General features: G+C 71.4%; 26 protein-coding genes. 19 read left to right on the plus strand and 7 right to left on the minus strand.

The window, feature by feature from the left end; all coding sequences use genetic code 11:
* Nucleotides 1-241: 241 nt before the first annotated feature.
* On the plus strand, nt 242-535 hold the full coding sequence (groES, locus tag QSK39_RS36500; protein WP_004559922.1) for a co-chaperone GroES: 294 nt from the start codon (nt 242-244) through the stop codon (nt 533-535).
* Between the two features lie 91 nt (nt 536-626).
* Nucleotides 627-2,240 (plus strand): chaperonin GroEL, encoded by a 1,614-nt coding sequence (groL, locus tag QSK39_RS36505; protein ID WP_285482384.1) that lies wholly within the window; start codon nt 627-629, stop codon nt 2,238-2,240.
* A 119-nt stretch (nt 2,241-2,359) separates the two neighbouring features.
* Here the strand turns inward: groL and QSK39_RS36510 are convergent, their stop codons facing one another.
* Nucleotides 2,360-2,662 (minus strand): WhiB family transcriptional regulator, encoded by a 303-nt coding sequence (locus tag QSK39_RS36510; RefSeq protein ID WP_043792619.1) that lies wholly within the window; start codon nt 2,660-2,662, stop codon nt 2,360-2,362.
* Nucleotides 2,663-2,871: 209 nt separating this feature from the next.
* On the opposite strand from QSK39_RS36510, the gene QSK39_RS36515 reads away from it, so the two are divergent.
* From QSK39_RS36515 to QSK39_RS36535, 5 genes are all read left to right on the plus strand, one after another.
* Entirely contained in the window at nt 2,872-3,861 is a 990-nt protein-coding gene (locus QSK39_RS36515; protein WP_285482385.1) for a MerR family transcriptional regulator, read from the plus strand.
* A gap of 9 nt (nt 3,862-3,870) precedes the next feature.
* Nucleotides 3,871-4,725, plus strand: a complete 855-nt coding sequence (locus QSK39_RS36520) for a hypothetical protein (RefSeq protein WP_285482386.1) — start codon at nt 3,871-3,873, stop codon at nt 4,723-4,725.
* A gap of 131 nt (nt 4,726-4,856) precedes the next feature.
* Nucleotides 4,857-5,453 carry a response regulator transcription factor gene (locus QSK39_RS36525; protein WP_003073605.1) on the plus strand — a complete coding sequence of 199 codons (597 nt, stop codon included), beginning with the start codon at nt 4,857-4,859 and terminating at the stop codon, nt 5,451-5,453.
* 392 nt (nt 5,454-5,845) lie between these two features.
* Nucleotides 5,846-6,418 carry a sigma-70 family RNA polymerase sigma factor gene (locus tag QSK39_RS36530; protein ID WP_026468912.1) on the plus strand — a complete coding sequence of 191 codons (573 nt, stop codon included), beginning with the start codon at nt 5,846-5,848 and terminating at the stop codon, nt 6,416-6,418.
* The gene (locus tag QSK39_RS36535; protein WP_285482387.1) at nt 6,419-7,357 is read left to right on the plus strand and encodes an anti-sigma-D factor RsdA; all 939 of its coding nucleotides are present in this window, start codon (nt 6,419-6,421) and stop codon (nt 7,355-7,357) included.
* Nucleotides 7,358-7,413: 56 nt separating this feature from the next.
* On the opposite strand, the gene QSK39_RS36540 is transcribed toward QSK39_RS36535, so the two are convergent.
* On the minus strand, nt 7,414-7,809 hold the full coding sequence (locus QSK39_RS36540) for a DUF5319 domain-containing protein (RefSeq protein WP_257926841.1): 396 nt from the start codon (nt 7,807-7,809) through the stop codon (nt 7,414-7,416).
* Nucleotides 7,810-7,957: 148 nt separating this feature from the next.
* Here QSK39_RS36540 and guaB point away from each other — a divergent pair, with 148 nt between their 5' ends.
* From guaB to QSK39_RS36575, 7 genes are all read left to right on the plus strand, one after another.
* Nucleotides 7,958-9,469, plus strand: coding sequence for an IMP dehydrogenase (gene guaB, locus QSK39_RS36545; protein WP_285482388.1), 1,512 nt, complete (start codon nt 7,958-7,960; stop codon nt 9,467-9,469).
* 51 nt (nt 9,470-9,520) lie between these two features.
* A complete protein-coding gene (locus tag QSK39_RS36550; RefSeq protein WP_353051107.1) occupies nt 9,521-9,961 on the plus strand; it encodes a DUF3574 domain-containing protein in 441 nt (146 codons plus the stop codon).
* 74 nt (nt 9,962-10,035) lie between these two features.
* Entirely contained in the window at nt 10,036-10,563 is a 528-nt protein-coding gene (locus QSK39_RS36555; RefSeq protein WP_285482389.1) for a hypothetical protein, read from the plus strand.
* Between the two features lies 1 nt (nt 10,564).
* Nucleotides 10,565-11,047: a hypothetical protein gene (locus QSK39_RS36560; protein ID WP_285482390.1), complete on the plus strand. Its 483-nt coding sequence runs from the start codon at nt 10,565-10,567 to the stop codon at nt 11,045-11,047.
* A gap of 76 nt (nt 11,048-11,123) precedes the next feature.
* Complete coding sequence (locus QSK39_RS36565; RefSeq protein ID WP_284745457.1) at nt 11,124-12,257, plus strand: GuaB3 family IMP dehydrogenase-related protein; 1,134 nt, start codon at nt 11,124-11,126, stop codon at nt 12,255-12,257.
* A gap of 73 nt (nt 12,258-12,330) precedes the next feature.
* Nucleotides 12,331-12,738, plus strand: a complete 408-nt coding sequence (locus tag QSK39_RS36570; protein WP_285482391.1) for a hypothetical protein — start codon at nt 12,331-12,333, stop codon at nt 12,736-12,738.
* Nucleotides 12,739-12,758: 20 nt separating this feature from the next.
* Nucleotides 12,759-13,358: a DUF3558 domain-containing protein gene (locus tag QSK39_RS36575; RefSeq protein ID WP_285482851.1), complete on the plus strand. Its 600-nt coding sequence runs from the start codon at nt 12,759-12,761 to the stop codon at nt 13,356-13,358.
* Nucleotides 13,359-13,381: 23 nt separating this feature from the next.
* On the opposite strand, the gene QSK39_RS36580 is transcribed toward QSK39_RS36575, so the two are convergent.
* A complete protein-coding gene (locus QSK39_RS36580) occupies nt 13,382-13,573 on the minus strand; it encodes a DUF397 domain-containing protein (protein WP_285482392.1) in 192 nt (63 codons plus the stop codon).
* A gap of 163 nt (nt 13,574-13,736) precedes the next feature.
* Here QSK39_RS36580 and QSK39_RS36585 point away from each other — a divergent pair, with 163 nt between their 5' ends.
* From QSK39_RS36585 to QSK39_RS36595, 3 genes are all read left to right on the plus strand, one after another.
* Nucleotides 13,737-15,446: a GMC family oxidoreductase gene (locus QSK39_RS36585; protein WP_285482393.1), complete on the plus strand. Its 1,710-nt coding sequence runs from the start codon at nt 13,737-13,739 to the stop codon at nt 15,444-15,446.
* A 9-nt stretch (nt 15,447-15,455) separates the two neighbouring features.
* A complete protein-coding gene (locus tag QSK39_RS36590) occupies nt 15,456-16,163 on the plus strand; it encodes a maleylpyruvate isomerase N-terminal domain-containing protein (RefSeq protein ID WP_285482394.1) in 708 nt (235 codons plus the stop codon).
* 171 nt (nt 16,164-16,334) lie between these two features.
* On the plus strand, nt 16,335-17,807 hold the full coding sequence (locus QSK39_RS36595; protein WP_285482395.1) for an FAD-binding oxidoreductase: 1,473 nt from the start codon (nt 16,335-16,337) through the stop codon (nt 17,805-17,807).
* Here QSK39_RS36595 and QSK39_RS36600 read toward each other — a convergent pair.
* Nucleotides 17,804-19,249: an aldehyde dehydrogenase family protein gene (locus QSK39_RS36600; protein ID WP_285482396.1), complete on the minus strand. Its 1,446-nt coding sequence runs from the start codon at nt 19,247-19,249 to the stop codon at nt 17,804-17,806. The two genes, QSK39_RS36595 and QSK39_RS36600, sit on opposite strands and share 4 nt — an antisense overlap.
* A gap of 55 nt (nt 19,250-19,304) precedes the next feature.
* The gene (locus QSK39_RS36605; protein WP_285482397.1) at nt 19,305-20,339 is read right to left on the minus strand and encodes a zinc-dependent alcohol dehydrogenase family protein; all 1,035 of its coding nucleotides are present in this window, start codon (nt 20,337-20,339) and stop codon (nt 19,305-19,307) included.
* Nucleotides 20,340-20,413: 74 nt separating this feature from the next.
* On the opposite strand from QSK39_RS36605, the gene QSK39_RS36610 reads away from it, so the two are divergent.
* Nucleotides 20,414-21,007, plus strand: coding sequence for a rhomboid family intramembrane serine protease (locus QSK39_RS36610; RefSeq protein ID WP_285482398.1), 594 nt, complete (start codon nt 20,414-20,416; stop codon nt 21,005-21,007).
* 52 nt (nt 21,008-21,059) lie between these two features.
* Here the strand turns inward: QSK39_RS36610 and QSK39_RS36615 are convergent, their stop codons facing one another.
* Together QSK39_RS36615 and QSK39_RS36620 are read right to left on the minus strand one after the other, a co-directional pair.
* Complete coding sequence (locus QSK39_RS36615; RefSeq protein WP_285482399.1) at nt 21,060-21,509, minus strand: hypothetical protein; 450 nt, start codon at nt 21,507-21,509, stop codon at nt 21,060-21,062.
* A gap of 86 nt (nt 21,510-21,595) precedes the next feature.
* Nucleotides 21,596-22,141, minus strand: a complete 546-nt coding sequence (locus tag QSK39_RS36620; RefSeq protein ID WP_285482400.1) for a DinB family protein — start codon at nt 22,139-22,141, stop codon at nt 21,596-21,598.
* Nucleotides 22,142-22,249: 108 nt separating this feature from the next.
* Here QSK39_RS36620 and guaA point away from each other — a divergent pair, with 108 nt between their 5' ends.
* Nucleotides 22,250-23,806: a glutamine-hydrolyzing GMP synthase gene (guaA, locus tag QSK39_RS36625; protein ID WP_285482401.1), complete on the plus strand. Its 1,557-nt coding sequence runs from the start codon at nt 22,250-22,252 to the stop codon at nt 23,804-23,806.

The following is a 23,806-nucleotide window of genomic DNA, read 5'->3' on the forward strand; positions in this document are numbered from 1 at the left end:
GAGGTCCAGGCCGTCTGGGCGGTGCTTGTCCTTGCGTGCCGGGCTTGCGGAACAAAACTGCCGGTCAGGTCGTCGGGCGAGGCTTTTCCGCACGTCGGGTGGACCCTCCTTGCACGACTGGCACTCACGTGGCTAGAGTGCTAATCGCACGGCCCGACAGCCCCGGCACCCGCGACGGCGGGGGTGGTATGAGCCGTAATACATCCTGCCGACGCTTTCGACGACCGTGGAGGTCAACCCGGTGAGCGTGAACATCAAGCCGCTCGAGGACAAGATCGTTGTCCAGACGAGTGAGGCCGAGGAGACGACCGCTTCCGGTCTCGTCATCCCCGACACCGCCAAGGAGAAGCCCCAGGAGGGCAAGGTTCTGGCCGTGGGCCCGGGCCGGATCGACGACAAGGGCAACCGCGTCCCGCTGGACGTGAACGTCGGTGACGTCGTCATCTACTCGAAGTACGGCGGCACCGAGGTCAAGTACAACGGTGAGGACTACCTCATCCTGTCCGCCCGCGACGTGCTGGCCGTCATCAACTGACGTCCGCTCGCAGCGCATGACGCCCCGGGCCCCGCACAACGCCGGGGAGCGGGGCGTTCTTGCGTTCAAAGAAAGGTAAGCGGAACACGCTATGCCCAAGCAGATCAGTTTCGACGAGGACGCTCGTCGCGCGCTGGAGCGCGGGGTGAACAAGCTCGCCGACGCGGTCAAGGTCACCCTCGGCCCGCGCGGTCGTCACGTCGTGCTCGACAAGAAGTTCGGCGGCCCGACCATCACCCTCGACGGCGTGACCGTCGCCCGGGAGATCGAGCTCGACGACCCGTTCGAGAACCTCGGCGCGCAGCTCGCCAAGAGCGTCGCCACCAAGACCAACGACGTCGCCGGTGACGGCACCACGACCGCGACCGTGCTCGCGCAGTCGCTGGTCAAGGTCGGCCTGCGCAACGTCGCGGCCGGCGCCAACCCGACTTCGATCGGCCGTGGCATCGAGGCCGCCGCGGAGAAGGTCATCGAGGTCCTCAAGGCCAAGGCCACCCCGGTCAAGGGCCGCGAGAACATCGCCCAGGTCGGCACCGTCACCTCCCGCGACGCCACCATCGGCGCCCTGCTCGGCGAAGCCGTCGAGAAGGTCGGCGAGGACGGCGTCATCACCATCGAGGAGTCGTCGACCCTGGCGACCGAGCTGGTGATCACCGAGGGCGTCCAGTTCGACAAGGGTTTCCTCTCGGCGCACTTCGCGACCAACCCGGAGGAGCAGAAGGCGATCCTCGAGGACGCCTACATCCTGCTCGTCCGCGAGAAGGTCTCGTCGCTGGCCGAGCTGCTGCCGGTCCTCGAGAAGGTCGTCGAGGCCAAGAAGCCGCTGCTCATCATCGCCGAGGACGTCGACGGCGAAGCGCTGTCCACCCTCGTGGTGAACTCGCTGCGCAAGACGATCACCGCCGTCGCGGTCAAGGCGCCGTTCTTCGGCGACCGCCGCAAGGCGTTCCTGGACGACCTCGCGGTCGTCACCGGCGGCGAGGTCATCTCCGCGGAGATCGGCCGCAAGCTGGCCGACGTCGACCTCGGCGCGCTGGGCAAGGCCCGCCGCATCGTCGTCACCAAGGACGACACCACGATCGTCGACGGTGACGGCTCCAAGGACGCCATCGCCGGGCGGGTCGCGCAGATCCGCAAGGAGATCGAGACGACCGACTCCGACTGGGACCGCGAGAAGCTGCAGGAGCGGCTCGCGAAGCTCGGCGGCGGCGTCGCGGTGATCCGGGTCGGTGCGGCCACCGAGACCGAGCTCAACGAGCGCAAGCACCGCATCGAGGACGCCGTGGCTTCGACCAAGGCGGCCGTCGAGGAGGGCATCCTGCCCGGTGGCGGCTCGGCGCTGGTGCACGCGGTCAAGGAGCTCGAAGACGGCCTCGGCCTCGAAGGCGACGAAGCGACCGGTGTCCGCATCGTGCGCGACGCGCTGTCGGCCCCGCTGTTCTGGATCGCGACCAACGCGGGCCACGAGGGCGCGGTCATCGTCAACAAGGTCCGGGAGCAGAGCTGGGGCCACGGCTTCAACGCCGCCACCGGCGAGCTGACCGACCTGCTGGCCGCCGGCATCGTCGACCCGGTCAAGGTGACCCGGTCCGCGGTGGCGAACGCCGCTTCGATCGCGCGGCTCGTGCTGACGACGGAGTCGTCGGTCGTCGAGAAGCCGGTCGAGGAAGAGCCCGCCGCGGCGGGCCACGGCCACTCGCACTGATTTGACCGAGAAGCGGGGCGGTACTCCTTCGGGAGTGCCGCCCCGCTTCACGTCCGGAGCCTGGAAAGCACGGAGGGCGGCACCCCACCCGGTGCCGCCCTCCGATGTCTGTGGGGCGCTCAGCCGCCGGACATGCTGAGCGCGCGTTTGTCGGACTTGATGAGGTGCTCGCGTTCGGACTCCGAGAGCCCGCCCCAGATGCCGTAGGGCTCGTGCACCGCCAATGCGTGGCTGCGGCACATCTCCAGGACGGGGCAGCTCAGGCAGACCGCCTTAGCCCTGGCCTCCCGCCGTGCCCGCGCCGGGCCGCGCTCGCCGTCCGGGTGAAAGAAGGACGCGCTGTCCATCCCCCGGCACGACCCTTCGAGCTGCCAGTCCCACATGTCGGCGTTGGGTCCTGGGAGCCTGCGCGTGTCTGCCATCCTGACCGCCTCCGTCAATCGGTCGATGCCGCTAGCTGCTCTGCTGTGGTGCCGATACTCCATTCGGTGCAACGGCGGTAACGTTAGAAGCGCGCCAATAGTTGTTCAAGCGATTCGGTTCGATTCAGCCGTTAGGCATCCCCCGGATGTGTGAGCAGGGGTTTCGCCTCCGGTTGCCGACCGCGCTGGGTGCCTGGATATTGAGGCTCGTGGGAGCTGGGTCGGGTACCGAAGAACCCACCCTGCCGGTGGCCTCGGTCGCCCGCCGGCTCGGGGTCGCGCCGTCCACCCTCCGAACCTGGGACCGCCGCTACGGGCTCGGCCCGAGCCGGCACACCGACGGCCGCCACCGCCGCTACGGCAGCTCTGACATCGGCCGGCTGGAACTCATGCAGCGCGCTCTCCTGAGCGGGGCGTCGACGGCCGAAGCCGCGCGCTACGCCCTCGAGCAGATGCCGCGCTCCGGCCCGCCCCAGCCGGAGGAGCCCGACGAGCCCCCGGGGGTGTCCGGCGCCGACGACGGCCTCGAGGTCCGTTCCCGCCTGGCCCGCAGGCTGAGCACGGCGGCGCTCGCGATGGACGTGGGCGCGGTCCAGCGCATGCTCGCGGACACGATCACCGAGCTCGGCGTCCTCCCGGCGTGGACGGGCGTGGTCGAGCCGGTGCTGTCGGCGCTGGGGGCCCGCTGGCGCGGCGCGAGTGCCGGCGCGGAGGTCGAGTACCTGCTGGCGGAGTGCGTGTTCGCGGCGCTGGTCCGGGCGACCCCGGTGCTCGACGAGCCGCGCAACACGCGCCCGGTGCTGCTGGGGTGCGTCCCGGAAGAGCGCGACTCGATGCCGATGTACGCACTGGCGGCGTCGCTGGCCGGCCGCGGCATCGGGGCGCAGCTGTTCGGGGTACCGCTGCCGGCGGAGGTGCTGGCGGTGGCGGTCCGCCGCAGCGCCCCGGCGGCGGTGGTGCTCTGGGCGCACCGGCGCGGGGTGGCGGACACCAGGTTGTTCGCGCGGGTGTCGCGGGGGAGGCAGCGGAGCCGGCTGTTCGCGTGCGGGCCGGGGTGGGACCCGGCGGGGCTGCCCGACAAGGTGGAGCTGCTGGCGGACCTGCCGGGGGCCGCGGACCGCATCGAGCACGTCCTGGTCGGGGCCCGCCTCGGTCGCGAGTTCGGCGAGGATCCTGATCTTGTCGGTGGTAACCGCTAGAAAGGACGGGTGCACGAACCCGCCCTCCGGGCCGCCGCGTTCGGCAGCGACCCGCTGCCCGATCCCGCCGTCGTGCGCGGTGCCGGTACCCCCAGGGCGCGGCTGCTGGCCGCGATCGTGCTCGGCGCCCAGGGGCGGTACGCGGCCGCCGCGGCGCTCCTGGACGTCCTCAGGCGGGCGGGCGACCCTCTCCACGCCTCCCTCGCCGCCAGCACCCTCGCCGCCCACCGGCGGCAGCTGGGCGGGCACCGGCAGGCCCGTGCCCTCGACGGCGAGGCCTTCGCGAAAGCCGCCGGCCGAGCGAGCGACCCGGACCCCGACGGCCTCGACGCGGCAGGCGCGCGGGCCGACGCCCTGCTCGGCCTGGCCGCCGACAACCTCGCCCTCGGGCGCCTCCGGGCCGCCCGGAGGCTCGCGGAGCGTGCAACGGCCGAGGACGCCGGCTGGCGGGCCCGGGTCCGCGGTGGCTGGGTCGGCGCCGAGATCGAGCTCGCCGCAGGTCAGGGCGCCGCCGCCGTGCCGCACGCCGAGCGCGCTTTCGAAACGGCCCAGGCCCGCGGTGCGCGGCGGCACACCGTGAAATCCGGGATAGTGCTGGCCGTGGCCTTGCGCGCCGCCGGGGCGCCCGATCACCAGAACATTTCGGACGGCCTTGTCGGAAAGGCAATGGCGACGGCCGAGGAATGCGAACTCCTTTCACTTTTGTGGCCCGCAGCCCTGGTCATGGCCGATCTGCGCCCAGGACACGCCGAGGAGTATCGATTCAGAGTGGCCGAGGTGTTGCACGCAGTGTTACGAAGCGCAGATCCTTGCGGGAGGAGGATCGCGGGGGAATCACCATGGGTCCCGGCCCCGGGTGGTTGAGCCGTCGGAATGGGGTGTTCCGGCATCCGGGCTAAGAAACTTCAAAAAAAGCCACCGGATCGTGTCAAGGTTCGGGCTAAAGCGTCCGATAGGGGAAGTGGAATGTCACCCGGCTGCAGGAAGGAAACCCCGTGACGACGGTCTTGATCTGCGACGACCGACGCAGTGTCCGTGAAGGGCTCACCCGAGTGATGTCCGCGGTCCCTGGGGTCAGTCGCATCGACTGCGTAGCGCACGGTGACGAGCTGCTGGCCCGGTACTCCCGTCAGCCCGTCGACGTCGTGCTGGTCGGAACGCAACGCGCGGTTCCGACAGGTGTCGAAGCCACTCGACGGCTCGTCTCCGCGAACCCCCAGGCGAACGTCATCGTCTTCGGCGCCCCGGACGACGCGGGCAGCATCGCCGCCGCGATCGCCGGCGGTGCCCGTGGCTACCTCCGCTGGGACGCGTCCCGGCCGGAGCTGGTCGCCGCACTGGCCCACACCCTGGCGAGCACCTCGGTGCCCGCGCCCCGTCAGCCGTCCGACCCGGGCGTCCAGCTGACCGAGCGCGAGCTTCAGGTGCTCCGCGGGATGAGCCAGGGCAAGAGCAACGGCCAGATCGGCCGCGAGCTCTACCTGTCCGAGGACACGGTCAAGACCCACGCCCGGCGGCTGTTCCGCAAGCTCGGCGTGCGCGACCGCGCGCAGGCCGTGGCGCACGGCTTCCGCCGCGGCCTGGTCAGCTGACCCGTTCTCGCGGCATCTCCCCGATCCTGACGGCCGGAATACAGGTGACGACGGGCCAGGGCGCACCGCCCTGGCCCGTACCTGTGTGGTCCCCATCACACTCCGGCGCCCATCCGGGCAGCCCCGGGACGAAATCCCGTCCCGGCACCCCGTCCCTCCGACGGTTCTCGTACCCGTGACGTCGTTCACTCGTTGTATCGACGATATCGATCGCGGGTCAGCACGATAATCCGTATTTCCGCGCCTCCAGGCGGTGCGGCGCGCCGGGGAGCACCGCGCGCGCCGGTCCGAAGGTGGCCGAAGGTACGGTAGCGGTCACCGGTTCGAGGTGGAGGCGACCACGGGCCGGGTTCTTTGCACACCTACGCGTAACACTGGGACTGTTGTCTGCGATGGCCAATGTGGGGGATGGACTGGATGAACCGGTCGCCGCTGCTGTCGAGGGAGATCCCCAGGCAGTGGAGCGGTTGCTGGCTGCTATCCGTCCACTGGTAGTGCGGTATTGCCGCGCCCGGGTTGGCAGGCAGGAGCGATCCTTCGCTTCGGCGGACGACGTTGCGCAGGAGGTGTGTCTCGCGGTGCTAACGGCATTGCCCTCGTACCGCGACCAAGGCCGTCCGTTCCTGGCCTTCGTCTACGGGATCGCCCAGCACAAGGTGGCCGACGCGCACCGCGCGGCGGCGCGCAACCGGGCCGAGCCGGTGGCCGAGATCCCCGACGAGGTCGAAGGCGGGGTCGGTCCCGAGCAGCGGGCGCTGCAAGGTGAACTGAACGAGCGGATGTCCCAGTTGTTGCAGGTGCTGCCGGACAAGCAGCGGGAGATCGTGGTGCTGAGGGTGGTCGTCGGACTGTCGGCGGAAGAGACCGCGGACGCCGTGGGGTCGACCCCCGGCGCCGTCCGCGTCGCCCAGCACCGCGCCCTCGCGCGGCTGAGAAAGGTCCTGGCCGCGGAGGAGGTGATCTGAGTGACCGGTCACGAGAAGGGCTACGAGCCCGACGACGTGTTCGCCAGTGGCTTGTCGTCGTCGGAGGCGGAGTTCGCCGCCGATCTGTCGGCGGTCCAAGCGGACGACGCGCTGCTCGACGCTCTCGGCGGGTCCGACCCGGCGCTGGCCGACGGTCTCGGCGACCAGGAGCTCAACGCGTTGCTGGTGGCGTGGCGAAGAGACATCGACAGTGAGCCGCTGGCCGAACTGGTCGACGTCGACACCGCTGTGCGGACCGTCACCACCGCGAGCCTCGCGAAGCAGCACGCTTCGAGCGGACGCCGCCGCAGGCTGCTCGTCCCGGTCGCCGTCGCCGCCGCCGTGCTGGCGATCGCGTTCACCGGCACCGGGCTGGCCGCGCGCTCCGCGCAACCCGGCGACACCCTGTGGGGCCTGGCGAAGGTCCTGTACTCCGATCACACCCGCTCGGTCGAGGCGGCCGCGAACGCGAAGCTCGACCTCGAGAAGGCGAACCTGGCCATCGCCGGCGGCAACCTCGACGCCGCCCGCGAAGCCCTCGACGCCGCCCAGGCCGCGTTGTCGCAGGTCAGCGACGAGGACAACCGCGACCAGCTGATGGAGCAGCACCGGCAGCTCGCCGCGCAGCTCCAGAACCCGGACGCGCCGGTCCAGGGCCCGATCCAGACTTCTTCGCCGCAGGTCCCGCCCGGCGGAGCCACGTCGTCGCAGGTGCCGCCGGCCGGCTCGGCGACGTCCATCCCGGGCAGCGGCAGCGGCACGACCAGCCTGCCGGGCACCGGGACGCCTACCCCGACGCCCCCGCCGCCGACCACCACGCCGCCGCCGCCGACCACCGAGCCGCCGCCGACCAGCACGGCCGCGAGCGGCAACGACCCCGGCACGAACACGGGACGCAGCGAGTCCGCCGGTCAGCAGAGCGTCGGCGAAGGTCAGTAGGACCCAAGACACGGAAAAGCCCTGGTGAGCAAGCTCACCAGGGCTTCTTCGTGGGGTCAGTAGGCGCTTTCGTTGGCCGTCACGCCGTCGGCGAAGCCCCGGCAGTAGTCCCAGCTCACGTAGTCGCCGGGGTTCGGGTCGTAGGCCGGCTCGTGCGGGCGCATCCGCCCGTCGGCCAGCAGCTGCTCCAGGCTGGCCCGCAGGAGGTGCCAGTCGTGGTAGTGCGGTTCGTCGCACTCGCCGCAGTCGACGACGATCCCGCGAACCCCGCGAGGCTCGAGGAGTGCCTGGTAGACGGCCAGATCGGAGAGATCGGCCAGCAGCTCGGTGCGTTCGGAGTCGCTGATCGGCTCGTCCAGGCGTTCCTCGTCGACGAGGAACGCCCGGGCCGGGTCGTCCGGGTCGTCCGCGAACGGGTCTGGAGGCAGGACATCATGCGCCACGGCCTGCACGGTACCGGGCGGTCCCCGCGGCTCGCCCACCGCCCGGGGCGGGCCCACGCGGCGGATATCATGAGGGGAAGGCTCCGAGTCGTCAGTTGATCTTGATTTGACCACGGCGACCCCGCTCATCCCGCGTCAGGAAGGCCCTTCACCCGCTATGACCAGCGACGGCATCACCACCCCCATGCCGGCCAAGTTCGCCATGCTCGGCCTGACCTTCGACGACGTGCTGCTGCTGCCCGCCGAATCGGACGTCGTGCCCAGCGGGGTGGACACGAGCACCCGGCTGAGCCGGAACATCACCCTCGGCATCCCGCTGGTCTCCGCCGCGATGGACACCGTCACTGAGGCGCGGATGGCGATCGCCATGGCCCGCCAGGGCGGCATCGGCGTGCTCCAGCGCAACCTCCCGATCGACGAGCAGGCGGCCGCCGTCGAGGTCGTGAAGCGGTCCGAGGCGGGCATGGTCACCGACCCGGTCACCTGCTCGCCCGACGCGACGCTGGCCGAGGTCGACGCCCTGTGCGCGAAGTTCCGCATCTCCGGGGTCCCGGTGGCCGACGCGTCCGGCGCGCTGGTGGGCATCATCACCAACCGCGACATGCGCTTCGAGGTCGACCACAGCCGCCCGGTGTCCGAGGTCATGACCAAGGCGCCGCTGGTCACCGCCCAGGTCGGCGTGTCCGCGGACGCCGCGCTCGGCCTGCTGCGCCGGCACAAGATCGAGAAGCTGCCGATCGTCGACGGCGCGGGCAAGCTGCGCGGGCTGATCACGGTCAAGGACTTCGTGAAGACCGAGCAGTACCCGAAGGCGACGAAGGACCCGGACGGCCGCCTGATCGTCGGTGCCGCGGTCGGCGTCGGCCCGGACGGGCACAAGCGCGCGATGGCGCTGGCCGACGCGGGCGTCGACGTCCTGATGGTCGACACGGCGCACGGGCACTCCCGCGCGGTCGTCGAGACCGTCTCGCTGCTGAAGAAGGAGCTCGGCGACGCGGTCGACATCGTCGGCGGCAACGTCGCGACCCGGGCGGGCGCGCAGGCGCTGGTCGACGCGGGCGCGGACGGCGTCAAGGTCGGGGTCGGCCCGGGCTCCATCTGCACCACCCGGATCGTCGCGGGTGTCGGCGTCCCGCAGATCTCCGCGATCTACGAGGCCGACCAGGCGTGCCGCCCGGCGGGCGTCCCGGTGATCGGTGACGGCGGCATCCAGTACTCCGGTGACATCGCGAAGGCGATCGCGTCCGGCGCGTCCACGGTGATGCTGGGCAGCCTGCTGGCCGGCACCGCCGAGTCGCCCGGTGACCTGATCCTGGTCAACGGCAAGCAGTTCAAGGTCTACCGCGGCATGGGCTCGCTCGGCGCGATGCAGTCGCGCGGCCAGGCGAAGTCGTACTCCAAGGACCGCTACGCCCAGGACGACGTGCTGAGCGAGGACAAGCTGGTCCCCGAAGGCATCGAAGGCCGCATCCCGTTCCGCGGGCCGCTGGCCAACGTCGTGCACCAGCTCGTCGGCGGCCTGCGTTCGGGAATGGGCTACGCGGGCGCGAACACGATCGCCGAGCTGCAGGAGGCCCAGCTGGTCCGGATCACCGCGGCCGGCCTCAAGGAGAGCCACCCGCACGACATCACGATGACCGTCGAGGCCCCGAACTACACGACGCGTTAGTCCGCCCTTTCGATCGTTCCCTCCCTGGTCATGGGCCGCGAAACTCGGCCCATGACCAGGATGGTGGCGGCGGTGGCCGCGGCGGCGGTGCTCGGGCTCGGCGGTGGCGTGGCGGCCGCCTCGGCGGCGGACGCTCCGGCGTCACCGCAGGTCCAGCCGTCGCCGGGCGAGCTCTGGAAGCGCACCGAGCTGTTCTTCGGCACCGGCAAGCCGGACGGCACCGAGGTGACCGACAAGGAGTTCGCCGCCTTCTCCGACCGGGAGATCACCCCGGCCTTCCCGGACGGTTTCACCCGGCTCGACGGCAGCGGGCAGTGGCGCGGCGGCTCCGGGGTGATCGTGCGGGAACACACCCATGTGGTGGTACTGCTCTACCCGTTCGCCGATCGCGATGCCGAGCGGGAGATCGAAGGCCTGCGTGCCGACTACGAAAAGCAGTTCCAGCAGGAGTCGGTACTGCGTTCGGACTCGGTGGAGAAGGTCTCCTTCTGAGTTTCCGTAACCTAGCGTGCTTACGGTAATCGGCCTATCGCCTTGCGTGGCTTTCGTAGTGTGCACTGAACGGCATGACGGTCACCCGCTTCACGCGCGTGCTGCGCACGGTGTTCTTCACCGCGATCGCGCTCGTGTCGCTCTTCCTCGGCGGGATCGTCTGCCTGATGTGCCAGGTGCTGGCCGGCCGCGACGCGCCGACGTACCGCGTCGACGGGCACATCGTGTCCCACGAGCAGGGAGCGCTCCCCGTCGGCGGTGACGAAGACGCGGTCAGCCACACCATCGCGGTCGACGCCGGGAACCGGCTCTACCGCGTCACGGCCGTCGGGCCCGACCTCGACCTGCCCACCGGACAGCCGGTCGCGCTCGACGTCTCGACGGCGGACGGCAGCATCGCCTACCTCCGCGCGGGCGGCGGCGTGATCGACCTGCGCCCGGGAGTGGTGCGCCCGGTGCTGCTGATCGGCGCGGCCCTGCTCGGCCTGGGCGCGATGTACTTCGGCGCGGTCCGGCTGAACATCTATCCACCGGTGGCGACCTGGCTGGCCCTGGCCCTCGGTGCCGTGCTCGCGCCGGTCATCGTGTTCGTGCGGGTGTGACGTGCCCGGCGGCTTGGTCGCGCCCGCGGCGTGGGCCGTCGCCGCCGGAGCCGGTCTGACCTTCGCGGTGTACGGGATCCTCGAGTCCGTCGGCCCGGTCGAGCGCGCGGAAGCCGTCGTCGAGGTGAGCCACGACTACGCGTCGGGGAGCACGAAGCACATCTACCACCTGGTGCTGCGCACGGCGTCCGGCGAGCTCTTCGAGGCCGAGGGGTCCGAGAAGGGCCTCGGCGTCCGGGTGGGGGACGACGTCGGGATCGAGATCTCGGCCGTCGGCCGGGAGGTGCAGGCCGTGCGCGTCTATCGCCGCCGGGTGCCGACGGATGCCGGCGAAAGCTTGGCGTTCTGGGCGGTGCTGGCCGGCGGCGGAGCGCTGGTCGGCGCGCTGGCGAAGGCGGCCGAAACCCGGCGCGCCCTGCCCGCCGCGCTGAGCACCGCGGCCGGGCTGGCGGCGGGCGTCGCGCCTGCGTTGCTGCTGTTCTAACCCCCGTGCGCGGGTCACCCACGCGGACTAGCGACAATGGGGCACGGCAGATTGTCGTCGTCGGAGGAGGCTTCACGTGCGGGACCTGGTCGAGATCGGGATGGGCCGCACCGCGCGGCGGGCTTATGACCTCGACGACGTCGAGATCGTGCCTTCGCGGCGGACCCGGTCGTCTTCGGTGGTGTCCACCTCGTGGCAGATCGACGCCTACCGCTTCGACCTGCCGCTCGTCACGCACCCGACGGACGCGATCGTCTCGCCCGGCACCGCGGTCGCCGTCGGCGAGCTGGGCGGCCTGGGCGTGCTCAACGCCGAGGGTCTCTGGGCGCGCCACGCGAACGTCGAGGACGCCATCTTCCAGCTGGTCCGCGCGGCCGAGGACCTCGAGGACCCGACCGCGGTCGGCCGCGTGCTGCAGGAGCTGCACGCCGCGCCGATCCGGCTCGACCTGCTGACCGAGGCGATCAAGACCGTCCGCGAGTCCGGCGTCACGGTCGCCGCGCGCGTCAGCCCGCAGCACGCCGCCGAGCTGACCCCGGACCTGATCGCGGCCGGGGTCGAGATCCTGGTCGTGCAGGGCACGATCATCTCCGCCGAGCACGTGGTGCGCGACGCGGAACCGCTGAACCTCAAGGACTTCATCGGCCGGCTCGACGTGCCGGTGATCGCCGGCGGCGTCAGCGACTACCGCACGGCGATGCACCTCATGCGCACCGGCGCGGCCGGCGTGATCGTCGGCCACGGCTACACGCCGGGCGTCACGAGCACCGACCGCGTCCTCGGCATCGGCGTCCCGATGGCCACTGCCATCATCGACGCCGCGGCCGCCCGCCGCGACTACCTCGACGAGACCGGCGGCCGCTACGTGCACGTCCTGGCGGACGGCGGCATGACGGTCTCCGGCGACATCGCAAAGGCCATCGCGTGCGGCGCGGACGCCGTGATGCTGGGTTCACCGCTGGCCGCCGCATCGGACGCACCCGGCCAGGGCCTGTACTGGACGGCGGCGGCCGCGCACCCGTCACTGCCGCGCTCGCGCGTGGCTGCGGGGCCCGACTACGCGGTCGACCTGAAGACCCTGCTGTTCGGGCCATCGTCCGACGCGGAAGGCGTGGTGAACCTCTTCGGCGCGCTCCGCCGCGCGATGGCGAAGACGGGCTACTCGGACCTCAAGGAGTTCCAGCGGGTGGGGCTCACCGTCCGCCGGTGAGGGCCGGACCTTGCTAGTGTTCTACAACACAGAGTGTCTGGTGTAGAGCGCTGCGTGGCCGGGGAGGGCGACGATGGGTTCCGTCTACGACCCGGACGTGGACTGGTCGTTGCCCGGCCCCGACGGTATCCCGGTGGCGGGTTCGTACGGGGTGCCGGCTGGTTCGGGGGCCGGGTTCGCCTACGACGAGGCGACGCTCCGTGAGCTGGCCAAGGACTGGGACGACCTGGCCGACGAGTTCAAGGAAGACTTCAGAAAGGCGTACTACCTTTCCGCTGCTCAGGGCCCAGGACTGGAGTACGCCAGCCTGGGCAATGCCGAGCAGATCCGGGCGTCCGGTGCAGCGTTGCTGGAGACGCTGGCTTCGCGTGAGAAGTACTGCCGGGCGATGGCGGACAAATTCCGAACTGCGCTGGGTAAGTACGCCGCTACCGAAGACACTCAGCGGACCGAGATCGATCAGACCGGAGGAAGTCTGTGATGCGCCGCGTGATCATTCCGATGAGTGCTGCGTTGGTGCTGCTCGGTGCTTGTGACTCCACGAACGGGGGGACACCGGTTCCGGTTTCGTCGGCGCCGAGCGCTCCGTCTGCCTCTTCGCCGGTCGGCGAGGTACCTGGTCCGGGGGTGCCGAAGGTGGCCGACCCGATCGATCTCGCGAGGCTTGAACACGCACCATGCGATTCGTTGACGCCGGCACAGGTTGCGGGACTGCTCGGCTCGGAGGTGGAGACAAAACCCGAGCCCGACGCCTATGTAGGACCGGTGTGTAACTGGGAGGCGCCCGGCAGGGCCGGCGTCGGCATTATTTTCGGCAAGCTCGATAAACGTGGTTTGACCAGGGTGTATGCCGAGAAGGGGAAGGCCTACGCCTTCGTGGAGCCGCTCGAGCCCGTCGACGGGTATCCGCTGGCTGCGTATGGCCCCGAAGATCCGAAGATCAAGGGGGAGCAGTGCATGGTCGCCGTGGGGACCAGTGACACGCAGGCCATCGACATCAGCGTTGACCGATCGGAAAAGAACATCGGCAAGGGTGATCCCTGCGAGGCTGCGCGTCAGGTCACGGCGATGGTGCTGGGCAACGCGAAGGCCGGGAGCTGACGGTCAGCTCCCGGCAGGGCGGACTACCGCCTGGTGACGTGCGCGAGGAACGCGCTGAAGGCCTCTTCGGAGTAGACGAGGATCGGGCGGGGCGCCGGCTGTTTGGTGTCCCGTACCCCGACCGCGCCCGGCGCGGAACCGATCTCCACGCAGGCGTTCTCCTCGAAGTGGCTGTGGCTCGACTTGCGCCAACCGGTGAGCTGCTGGGGGCCCATGTCGGTCCCTCCCGGAAATCGTGTCCCGCCGACGGGTCTCGCCTGCGTGGACATCGAGCTACTCTTTGTATACCCACACTCACTTTCCGAGAATCGTGCAGACGGGTGACTGGCCGGTAACTTACCTCTGGTCAGGACCGGGACCCCGGGTTACGCTCAAGGTGTGACTGCCAGTAACACCACCACCAGTGCAGGTGGCCCGGACTACGACGTCGTCGTGGTCGGGTCGGGGTTCGGCGGCAGCGTCGCGGCGCTGCGGCTCACCGAGAAGGGCTACCGGGTAGCCGTCGTCGAAGCCGGCCGCAGGTTCGCCGACGACGAGTTCGCGAAGACGTCGTGGGACCTCAAGCGCTACCTGTGGGCGCCGCAGGTCGGCTGCTACGGGATCCAGCGCATCCACATGCTCAACGACGTCATGGTGCTCGCGGGCGCCGGCGTCGGCGGCGGGTCGCTCGTCTACGCGAACACGCTCTACCGGCCGCTGAAGCCGTTCTACGCCGATCAGCAGTGGTCGCACATCACGGACTGGGAGTCCGAGCTCGCGCCGCACTACGACCAGGCGAGCCGCATGCTCGGCGTGGTCACGAACCCGACGATCACACCCTCGGACGTCGTGATGCGCGACGTCGCGAAGGACATGGGCGTCGCCGATTCCTTCCACCCGACGCCCGTCGGCGTGTACTTCGGCAAGCCCGGGGCGAAGGCGGCCGACCCGTACTTCGGCGGTGCCGGGCCCGCGCGCACCGGCTGCACCGAGTGCGGCGCCTGCATGACCGGCTGCCGCGTCGGCGCGAAGAACACGCTGGTCAAGAACTACCTCTACCTCGCGGAGCAGGACGGTGCGAAGGTCATCCCGCTGACGACGGTTACGTCCGTGCGCCCGGTCGACGGCGGTTACGAGGTCGACCTGAAGAAGACCGGGACGACGTCGCGCCGGTTCCGGACGACCATCACGGCCGAGAAGGTCGTCTTCGCCGCCGGCACCTGGGGCACGCAGAACCTGCTGCACCGCATGAAGGACACCGGCACGCTGCCCGGGCTGTCGCGGCGGCTGGGCGAGCTGACCCGCACGAACTCCGAGGCGATCATCGGCGCGGCCCGCACCGACGTCGACGAGAGCCGGAACTTCAGCCGCGGGGTCGCGATCACGTCGTCGATCCACCCGGACGAGAACACCCACATCGAGCCGGTGCGGTACGGCAAGGGCAGCAACGCGATGAGCCTGCTGCAGACGATCGCGACCGACGGCGCGTCACCGGTCCCGCGCTGGCGTCAAGCGGTGAGCTTCATGTTCAGGCACCCCGTCCAGACGGCGAAGCTGCTCAACGGCTACCGCTGGAGCGAGCGCACGGTGATCCTGCTGGTGATGCAGAGCCTCGACAACTCGATCACGACGTACACGAAGCGCGGGCTGTTCGGCCGCCGCAAGTACACGTCGAAGCAGGGCCACGGCGAGCCGAACCCGAGCTTCATCCCGGCGGGCCACGAGGCGAACGAACGCACGGCGGACCGCATCGGCGGCATCGCGGGCGGCACGTGGGGCGAGATCTTCGACATCCCGCTGACCGCGCACTTCATCGGCGGCGTCCCGATCGGCGCGACGGCCGAGGAGGGCGTGATCGACCCGTACCACCGCGTGTTCGGCTACCCGGGCCTGTCGGTGGTCGACGGCGCGGCGATCACGGCCAACCTGGGCGTGAACCCGTCGCTGACGATCACGGCCCAGGCCGAGCGGGCGTTCTCGTTCTGGCCGAACAAGGGCGAGGCAGACCAGCGGCCGACCCAGGACTCGTCGTACGTCCGGCTGGAGCCGGTGGCGCCGAAGAACCCGGCGGTCCCGGCGGACGCCCCGGCAGCCCTGCGGCGGTCCTAGACTCGGGGCGTGACGGCATCCGAGAAGGCGCACGCGCTGCTCGACGGGGTACGGAAGCTCGATGACGAATGGGCGCGGGCCATCGGTGGCCTCGGCGAGCCCGAGCTGCGCGCACCCAGCGCGTTGCCCGGGTGGTCGCGGGCCCACGTCCTCGCGCACGTCGCGCGCAACGCCGATGGCCTCAAGAATCTCCTGACCTGGGCTAACACCGGTACCGAGACGCCGATGTACGCCAGTCCCGAGGCCCGCGAAGCCGACATCGAGGCCGGGGCGCGGCGCGGGGCCGCCGACATCCTCGCCGACTTCGTCGCGTCGGCCGCGCGCTTCGAGGAGTACGCCGCCGGGATGCCGGACGACGCCTGGGCGCGGGAGGCCCGCAACCGGCAGGGCGAGCCCGTCAGCGGGGCCGTCGTCGCGCGGATGCGGGTGTCCGAGCTGACCATCCACCTCGCCGACCTCGACCGGGGTTACGACCTCGACCGCGTCCTGGCGCTGCTCGGCCCGCTCGCCGGCGACGTCGTCCAGCACGCGATCACCTCCCGGAGTGCGCACCTGCCCGCGCTTCGCCTGGTCGCGGGCGACTCGGAGTGGACGATGGGTGCCGCGCCCGGCGCCACCGTCACCGGCACGAGCGGGCAGCTGCTGGCCTGGCTGAGCGGGCGTTCCGGCGGGGAGAGCCTCGACGGCGACGTGCCGCGGATCCCCGCCTGGTCGTGAAGTGCCCGTGAACTGACCGCGACCGTCCTCCGTGTACCGATCAGAGGCGCGGATACCCGGGTCCGGCCCTAAACTGGGCGTCCCCGGCAGCGAGGAGTCCGATGTGGACAGCGTGAGCAGGCCGGTCCGGTGACCGGGCAACCCGGCCGACGGCCGCACGTCTTCGACCACATGGACAGAAGGGCGTTCCTCCGCGTCGCGGGTGTGTCGGCGGCCGGCGCCGTCGCCGCCGCGTGCGGGCCGGGCGCCCCCACGACGCCCGCCGATTCGACGAGCGCGCTGCCGGAGACGACGTCCGCGCCGCCCGCCACGCGGCTGCCCACCGGCCCGCCGAACTGGGACGACCTGCGCACCAAGCTGGCCGGCGGCCTGGTGCGCCCGGGCGGCGACGGCTACAGCACCGCCAAGCGCGCCTTCAACCCGCTCTTCGACGGCAACAACCCGGTCGCCGTGGCGAGCGCGCGGAACGCCGAGGACGTGCAGGCCTGCGTCCAGGCCGCCGCCGGGCGCTTGACGCTCGCCGCGCGCAGCGGCGGCCACAGCTACGCCGGGTACTCGGTCCCCGAGAGCGGGCTCGTCATCGACGTGGCCGCGATGAACAAAGTGGACATCCGGGGCACCCAGGCCGTCATCGGCGCCGGCGCGAAGCTGAAGGACGTCTACGCCGGCCTGGCGGGGGCCGGGCGCGCGCTGCCCGCCGGCTCCTGCCCGACGGTCGGGATCGCCGGGCTGACCCTCGGCGGCGGCATCGGCGTGCTCTCCCGCAAGTACGGCCTGACCTGCGACCACCTGAGCTCCGCCCAGGTCGTCACGGCCGACGGCAAACTGGTGACGGCGTCCGCGAGCTCCGAGCCGGACCTGTTCTGGGCACTGCGCGGCGGGGGCGGCGGCAACTTCGGCATCGTCACCGAGTTCACCTTCGACACCGATCCGGCGCCGAACCTGACGGTGTTCTCGCTGCACTTCCCGGCCGGTTCCGCGGCCGGCGTGCTCGGCGCGTGGCAGCAGTGGATCGCCGCGATGCCGCCGGAGCTGTGGGCGAACATCGTGCTCTCCGGGGGCTCGCCGGTCCAGTGCCGCGTCGGCGGCTGCTACGTCGGCAACGCACCCGCGCTGAACACGCTGCTGAACAACCTCACCACCAACGCCGGTGCGCGGCCGACCCAGCGCACCGTGAAGAGCCTCGACTACCTCGGCGCCATGAACTACTTCTCCGGCAGCTCGGCGCGGCAGTCGTTCGTCGCGTCCTCACGGATCATCACGAGCCCGGTCGACCCCGCGAAGGTCGTCGCCCTCGCCGACGGCCGGACGGGCATGGACCTGCTCATCGACGGCCTCGGCGGGAAGGTCGGGGAGCCGGCGAAGGACGCGACGGCGTTCTGGCACCGCGACGCGCTGGCCAGCGTCCAGATCTACGCGCCCGCGACGGCGAAGACCCGGGCGAAGGTCACGCAGTCGGTGGGTGACGTCGTCGCGGGTCTCGCGGCGGCCGGCGCGGGCGGCGGGTACGTCAACTACATCGACCCGGCCCTGCCCGACTGGAAGGCCGCCTACTACGGCGACAACGCCAAGCGGCTCGGGGACGTCGCGAAGAAGTACGACCCCTACAACGTCTTCCGGTTCGGGCAGGGCGTCGTCGTCTAGAGGTCGATGCCGGTGAAGACCGTGACGCGCTCCTCCGTCAGGTCGTGCATGGCCGCGAGGACGCCTTCGCGGCCGACGCCGGAGCCCTTGACGCCGCCGTAGGGCATCTGGTCGGCGCGGTAGGACGGGACGTCGCCGATGATCACGCCGCCGACCTCCAGCTCCGCCGACGCGTGGAACGCCAGCTGGACGTCGGTGGTGAAGACGCCGGCCTGCAGGCCGTACGCGGATTCGTTGACCGAGCGGAAGGCCTCGTCGACACCGTCCACAACGGACACGGCGAGCACCGGGCCGAAGATCTCCTCGGCCCACGCCTTGGTGTCCGGCGGGACGTCGGTGAGCAGCGTCGGCGCCACGGTCGCGCCCTCGCGCGTCCCGCCGGTGAGCAGCTTCGCGCCCGCGCCGACAGCGTCGTTGACCCACGCGACGATCCGCTCGGCGGCGGCTTCGTCGACGACCGGGCCGACGTCGGTGTTCCGGTCGTACGGGTCGCCCGTCCGCTGCGCTTCGACCGCCTCCACCAGCGCGGGCACGAACTCGTCCGCGACGGCGGCGTCCACGATCACCCGCTGCACGGCGATGCAGGACTGCCCGGCCTGGTAGTTGCCGAAGGTGGCGATGCGGTGCGCGGCGCCTTCGGGGTCGGGCCAGTCGCGCAGGACGACGGCCGCCGCGTTGCCGCCGAGCTCCAGCACGACGTGCTTGCGCGGCGCGGCGTCCTTGAGCGACCAGCCGACCGGGCCCGAGCCGGTGAACGACACGACGGGCAGCCGCGGGTCGGCGACGAGCGCCTTGGTTTCGTCGTTTCCCAGCGGCAGCACGGAAAACGAGCCCTCGGGCAGGTCCGTCTCGGCCAGGATCTCGCCGAGGATCAGCGCCGAGAGCGGCGTGCGCGGCGCCGGCTTGACGATGATCGGCGCGCCGATCGCCAGCGACGGCGCGACCTTGTGCGCCACCAGGTTGAGCGGGAAGTTGAACGGCGCGATGCCGAGCACCGGCCCGCGCGGCACGCGGCGGGTCAGCGCCAGCCGCGCCTCGCCGGCCGGGTCGGTGTCGAGGCGCTGGACGTCGCCGCTGAACCGGCGGGCCTCCTCGGCGGCGATGCGGAACACCGACACCGCGCGCTTGACCTCGGCTTCGGCCCACTTGAGCGGCTTGCCGTTCTCGGCGGTGATGACTTCGGCGATCTCTTCGGCGCGGGCGGCGAGCACCCGGGACACGTGCTCGAGCGCGCCGGCGCGGACGTGCGCGGGGGTCGCGCGCAGCTCCTTCGCGACCGAGACCGCGGCGGCGACCGCGCGTTCGACCTGCTCCGGCCCGGGCACGGCGACCGTGGCGACCTCACTGCCGTCGTACGGGTGGTGCACGACGAGGGTGGTGGCGCCCGGCTCCGGGCGGCCGGCGATCCAGGCGGGGCGCGGCTCGGGGGTGATCATGTCCATGCGTACCAACGTAATCCGGGTGGGAACCCCCGAACGTGGAACCCACCCGGTCGGGTCACGGCTTGATGAGCACCTTCAGCGCCTCGCGCTCGGCCATGGCGCGGTAGCCGTCCGGCACGCCTTCGACGTCGATGGTGCGGTCGAAGACCTTGCCGGGCTGGTACTTGCCGTCGAGGACGTCCGGCAGCAGCTCGGGGATGTAGTGGCGCGCCGGGGCGACTCCGCCGGTCACCGTGACGTTGCGGCGGAACACGCCCACGCCGATCGGCCCGTCCTCGTACTGCGGCAGGCCGACCCGGCTCACCGCGCCGCCCGCGCGCACGACCCCGACGCCCATCTCGAAGGCGCCCTTCGTGCCGACGCACTCGAGGACGGCGTGCGTGCCCTGGCCGTCCGTCAGCTCGCGCACCTTCTCGACGCCCTCCTCGCCGCGCTCGGCGACGACGTCGGTCGCGCCGAACTCGCGCCCGAGGTCGGTCCGGGCCTGGTGGCGGCCCATGAGGACGATCCGGTCGGCGCCGAGGCGCTTCGCCGCGAGGACGGCGGAGAGCCCGACGGCGCCGTCGCCGATGACCGTGACGTTCTGGCCCTCGCGCACGCGCGCTTTCACCGCGGCGTGGTGGCCGGTGGAGAAGACGTCCGACAGCGTGAGCATCGACGCGAGCAGGTCGTCGTCCTCGGTGTGCGGGAGCTTGACCAGCGTGCCGTCGGCCTGCGGGACGCGCACGGCCTCGCCCTGGCCGCCGTCGACGCCCTTCGCGCCCCAGCCGCCGCCGTGCAGGCAGGACGTCTGCAAGCCTTCGCGGCAGAACTCGCAGGTGTTGTCGGACCAGACGAACGGCGCGACGGCGAGGTCGCCCTTCTTGACGCCTCGCACGTCGGCGCCGGTCTCCTCGACGATCCCGAGGAACTCGTGCCCGATCCGGCGGCCGTGCTCGCGGGGTGGCATGTCGGCGTAGGGCCAGAGGTCGCTGCCGCAGATGCAGGACCGCACGACCCGCAGGACGACGTCGGTGGGCTCGGCCAGTTTCGGGTCGGGAACCGTCTCGACCCGGACATCGCCGGCGCCGTAGATGACTGTCGCTCGCATGCCAGTGCCTTTCCCGTGGAGGTCGTGACAAACGTCGGGGGTGCGGCGGCGTCGTCGCGCCTAGATTTTCGTCCATGACCGCGCCCGCCGCATCCCGCACCCCGTTCGGGGCACTCGCCACCGGCGCCCGCCGCCCGTACCTCACCGCGACAGTGTTCCTGGTGACGCTGGCGTGCGGGATCGCGCAGCTGGCGCACCGGCCGCTGTACGACGCGGTCGTGCGCGACGCGGCGCGCATCGACGACGGCGAGTGGTACCGCCTGGTCACCGGGATGTTCTTCCAGGACGGCTGGGCGTTCGGCCTGGTCTCGAACCTGCTCTGGCTGGCGGTGTTCGGCACGCTCGCCGAGCGCGTGTTCGGCCGCGTGCGCTGGCTGGTCCTCTACTTCGGCTGCGGTCTGTTCGGCCAGGTCATGAGCTACCTCTGGCTGAACCCGGTCGGCGCGGGCAACTCGATGTGCGTGGTGGGCCTGATCGGCGCGCTGGCGGTGGTCGTCATCGTGGCGTCCCGGCGCTACGGCGTGGTGCTGCCGGCGCAGTTCCGGGTCATGGCGTTCGCCGTGCCGGTGCTGGCCGTGGTCGACACGGTCGTCCACGACAACCACGGCCTCCCGTGCCTGCTGGGGATGGTGCTCGGGTTCCTGCTGCTCCCGCGGCGGACCCGGTGACCGCGGACGGCCCGGAGCCCTCGTGGGGGTGGCTCCGGCCCGTCCGTCCCGCTCAGTCCGGGTAGTGGCCGCCGAGCCGGCACCAGTGCGCGACCAGGTGCGGCTGCACGGGCAGCGCCAGGATCTCGGCGAGGTCCGCTTCGGCCCGGCGAGCCGCTTCCTCGGTGTGGTCCCACTCCTGCTCTTCCCGCCGGGCGTTCGAGCCCGCCACCCCGACCAGCTGCTCCGCCCGGGCCTGGGCGGCGGCGATCCGGTCGCACCGCAGCTCGTCGGCCCGGCCCAGGTCCTCGGTGTGCCGGGCGTCGAGGACGATCCCGCCACCCGAGCGCACCCCGCACCGGACGGCGATCCGCAGCAGATCGGTGCTGAACGCACGCGTTTCGGCGGGCACCCACGACAGCCGCTCCCAGTCGGGCTGGGGCTGGTCGTCGGCGCGGCAGACCGCGTACCCGGGCACGTCGCACCAGGTCAGCCGGCCGGGCGGGCGGAGTCGGTAGAGCATGCGCGATCCCCCTCGGCGCGGCGGCCCCGGTCGGAGCCGCCCTCGATGCCTGGTGAATCGGCCCGACGGTGACTCGGTGTTACAGATCACCGGTGGCGGTGGAGATCGCGCAGCAGGAGCACTTCGGCGCAGTGGTGGATCATCTCGCGGTGGATGTGCAGCACCAGCGTCGCCATCGGGTACGCCGCGTACGGGCCTTCCGCCGGGCCGCACGGCCTCGCGAGCGCGTCGTCGTCGAGGGATTTCACCCCTTCGAGCCACCGGGCGTAGTACTCGTCCAGCAGGGCGATCGCCTCGGCCGCGGTGCCCGGGTACGGGTAGTCGTCGTAGGTCATCGCGGGGCCGTCGAAGTGCGACGCGATCCGCATCCCCAGGACGCCGACGAGGATGTGGTTGAGCCGCCACGCGATCGTCGTGACCGGCGGCGGGGTCGGCTCGGGGAAGGCGAAGTCGATGGTGAACGGACCCGTGCCGGGTTCGTCGTCGGACTTGCGCGGTCGCACGGTCCAGCAGCCCGCGACCGGCTCCCGGAAGTACTCGTCGTCGGTGAGGCCTTCGAGCTTCGGCCGCACCAGCGCGGTCCAGTGGAAGTCCAGCTGGTCGGTCAGTTCCTTCGTCCAGTTCACAGCCATACCGGGCACCGTAGGCCGGATCGCGGACAGGGGCGGCCCTGAATCCGGGGTGACCCAGCCCACCTGGGACGATGGTGGGGAATCCCGCCGCTGCCAGGAGGTCCTCAGGTGCCCAACCCCACCGGTCCGGTTCTCGTCGTGGACTTCGGGGCGCAGTACGCGCAGCTGATCGCCCGCCGCGTCCGCGAGGCACAGATCTACTCGGAAGTCGTGCCGCACAGCGCGTCCGTCGAAGAGATCCTCGCGAAGAACCCCGCGGCCATCATCCTGTCCGGCGGCCCCTCGAGCGTGTACGCCGAAGGCGCGCCGGGCATGGACCCGAAGCTCACCGAAGCGGGCGTCCCGATCTTCGGCATCTGCTACGGCCACCAGCTGCTCGCCAGCGCGCTCGGCGGCGTCGTCGAGCCGACCGGCGTCCGCGAGTTCGGCCGCACCGAGGTCCGCGTGACCGGCGACGGCGGTGTCCTGCACGCCGGCCTGCCCGCGACCCAGCCCGCCTGGATGAGCCACAACGACAGCGTCACCAAGGCCCCGGAGGGCTCGGTCGTCACGGCGTCCTCCGACGGCGCCGAGGTGGCCGGCTTCGAGGACGTCGAGCGCCGCTTCGCCGGCGTCCAGTACCACCCGGAGGTCGCGCACTCGCCGCACGGCCAGGAGGTGCTGCGCCGCTTCCTGCACGAGATCGCGGGCATCAAGCCGCAGTGGACGACGTCGTCGATCGTCGAGGAGCAGGTCCAGCGGATCAGCGACCAGGTCGGCGACGGCCGCGCGATCTGCGGCCTCTCCGGCGGTGTCGACTCCGCCGTCGCGGCCGCGCTGGTCCAGCGCGCCATCGGCGACCGGCTGACCTGCGTGTTCGTCGACCACGGTCTGCTGCGCGCGGGGGAGCGCACCCAGGTCGAGCGCGACTTCGTCGCCGCCACCGGCGTCAACCTCGTCACCGTCGACGCGCGGGACCGGTTCCTCGACGCGCTCGCCGGCGTCACCGACCCGGAGCAGAAGCGCAAGATCATCGGCCGCGAGTTCATCCGCGTCTTCGAGCAGGCCGAGCGCGACCTCAAGGCCGAGGGCGACTACCGGTTCCTCGTCCAGGGCACGCTCTACCCGGACGTCGTCGAATCCGGCGGCGGCGAGGGCACGGCCAACATCAAGAGCCACCACAACGTCGGCGGCCTGCCGGACGACCTGCAGTTCGAGCTGGTCGAGCCGCTGCGGCTGCTGTTCAAGGACGAGGTCCGGCGCGTCGGCTCGGAGCTGGGCCTGCCGGAGACGATCGTGCAGCGCCAGCCGTTCCCCGGCCCCGGCCTGGGCATCCGCATCATCGGCGCGGTCGACCAGGAGCGGCTCGATACCCTGCGCGCGGCCGACCTGATCGCCCGCGAGGAGCTGACGGCGGCCGGGCTGGACCGCAGCATCTGGCAGTGCCCGGTGGTGCTGCTCGCGGACGTCCGCAGCGTCGGCGTCCAGGGCGACGGCCGGACCTACGGGCACCCGGTGGTGCTGCGGCCGGTGTCATCGGAAGACGCGATGACCGCGGACTGGACGCGCCTGCCCTACGACGTCCTCGAGCGGATCTCCACGCGCATCACCAACGAGGTCGCGGAGGTCAACCGGGTGGTCCTGGACGTGACGTCCAAGCCGCCGGGCACCATCGAGTGGGAGTAG

Source organism: Amycolatopsis sp. NBRC 101858 (assembly GCF_030269325.1).
GTDB lineage: Bacteria > Actinomycetota > Actinomycetes > Mycobacteriales > Pseudonocardiaceae > Amycolatopsis > Amycolatopsis ponsaeliensis.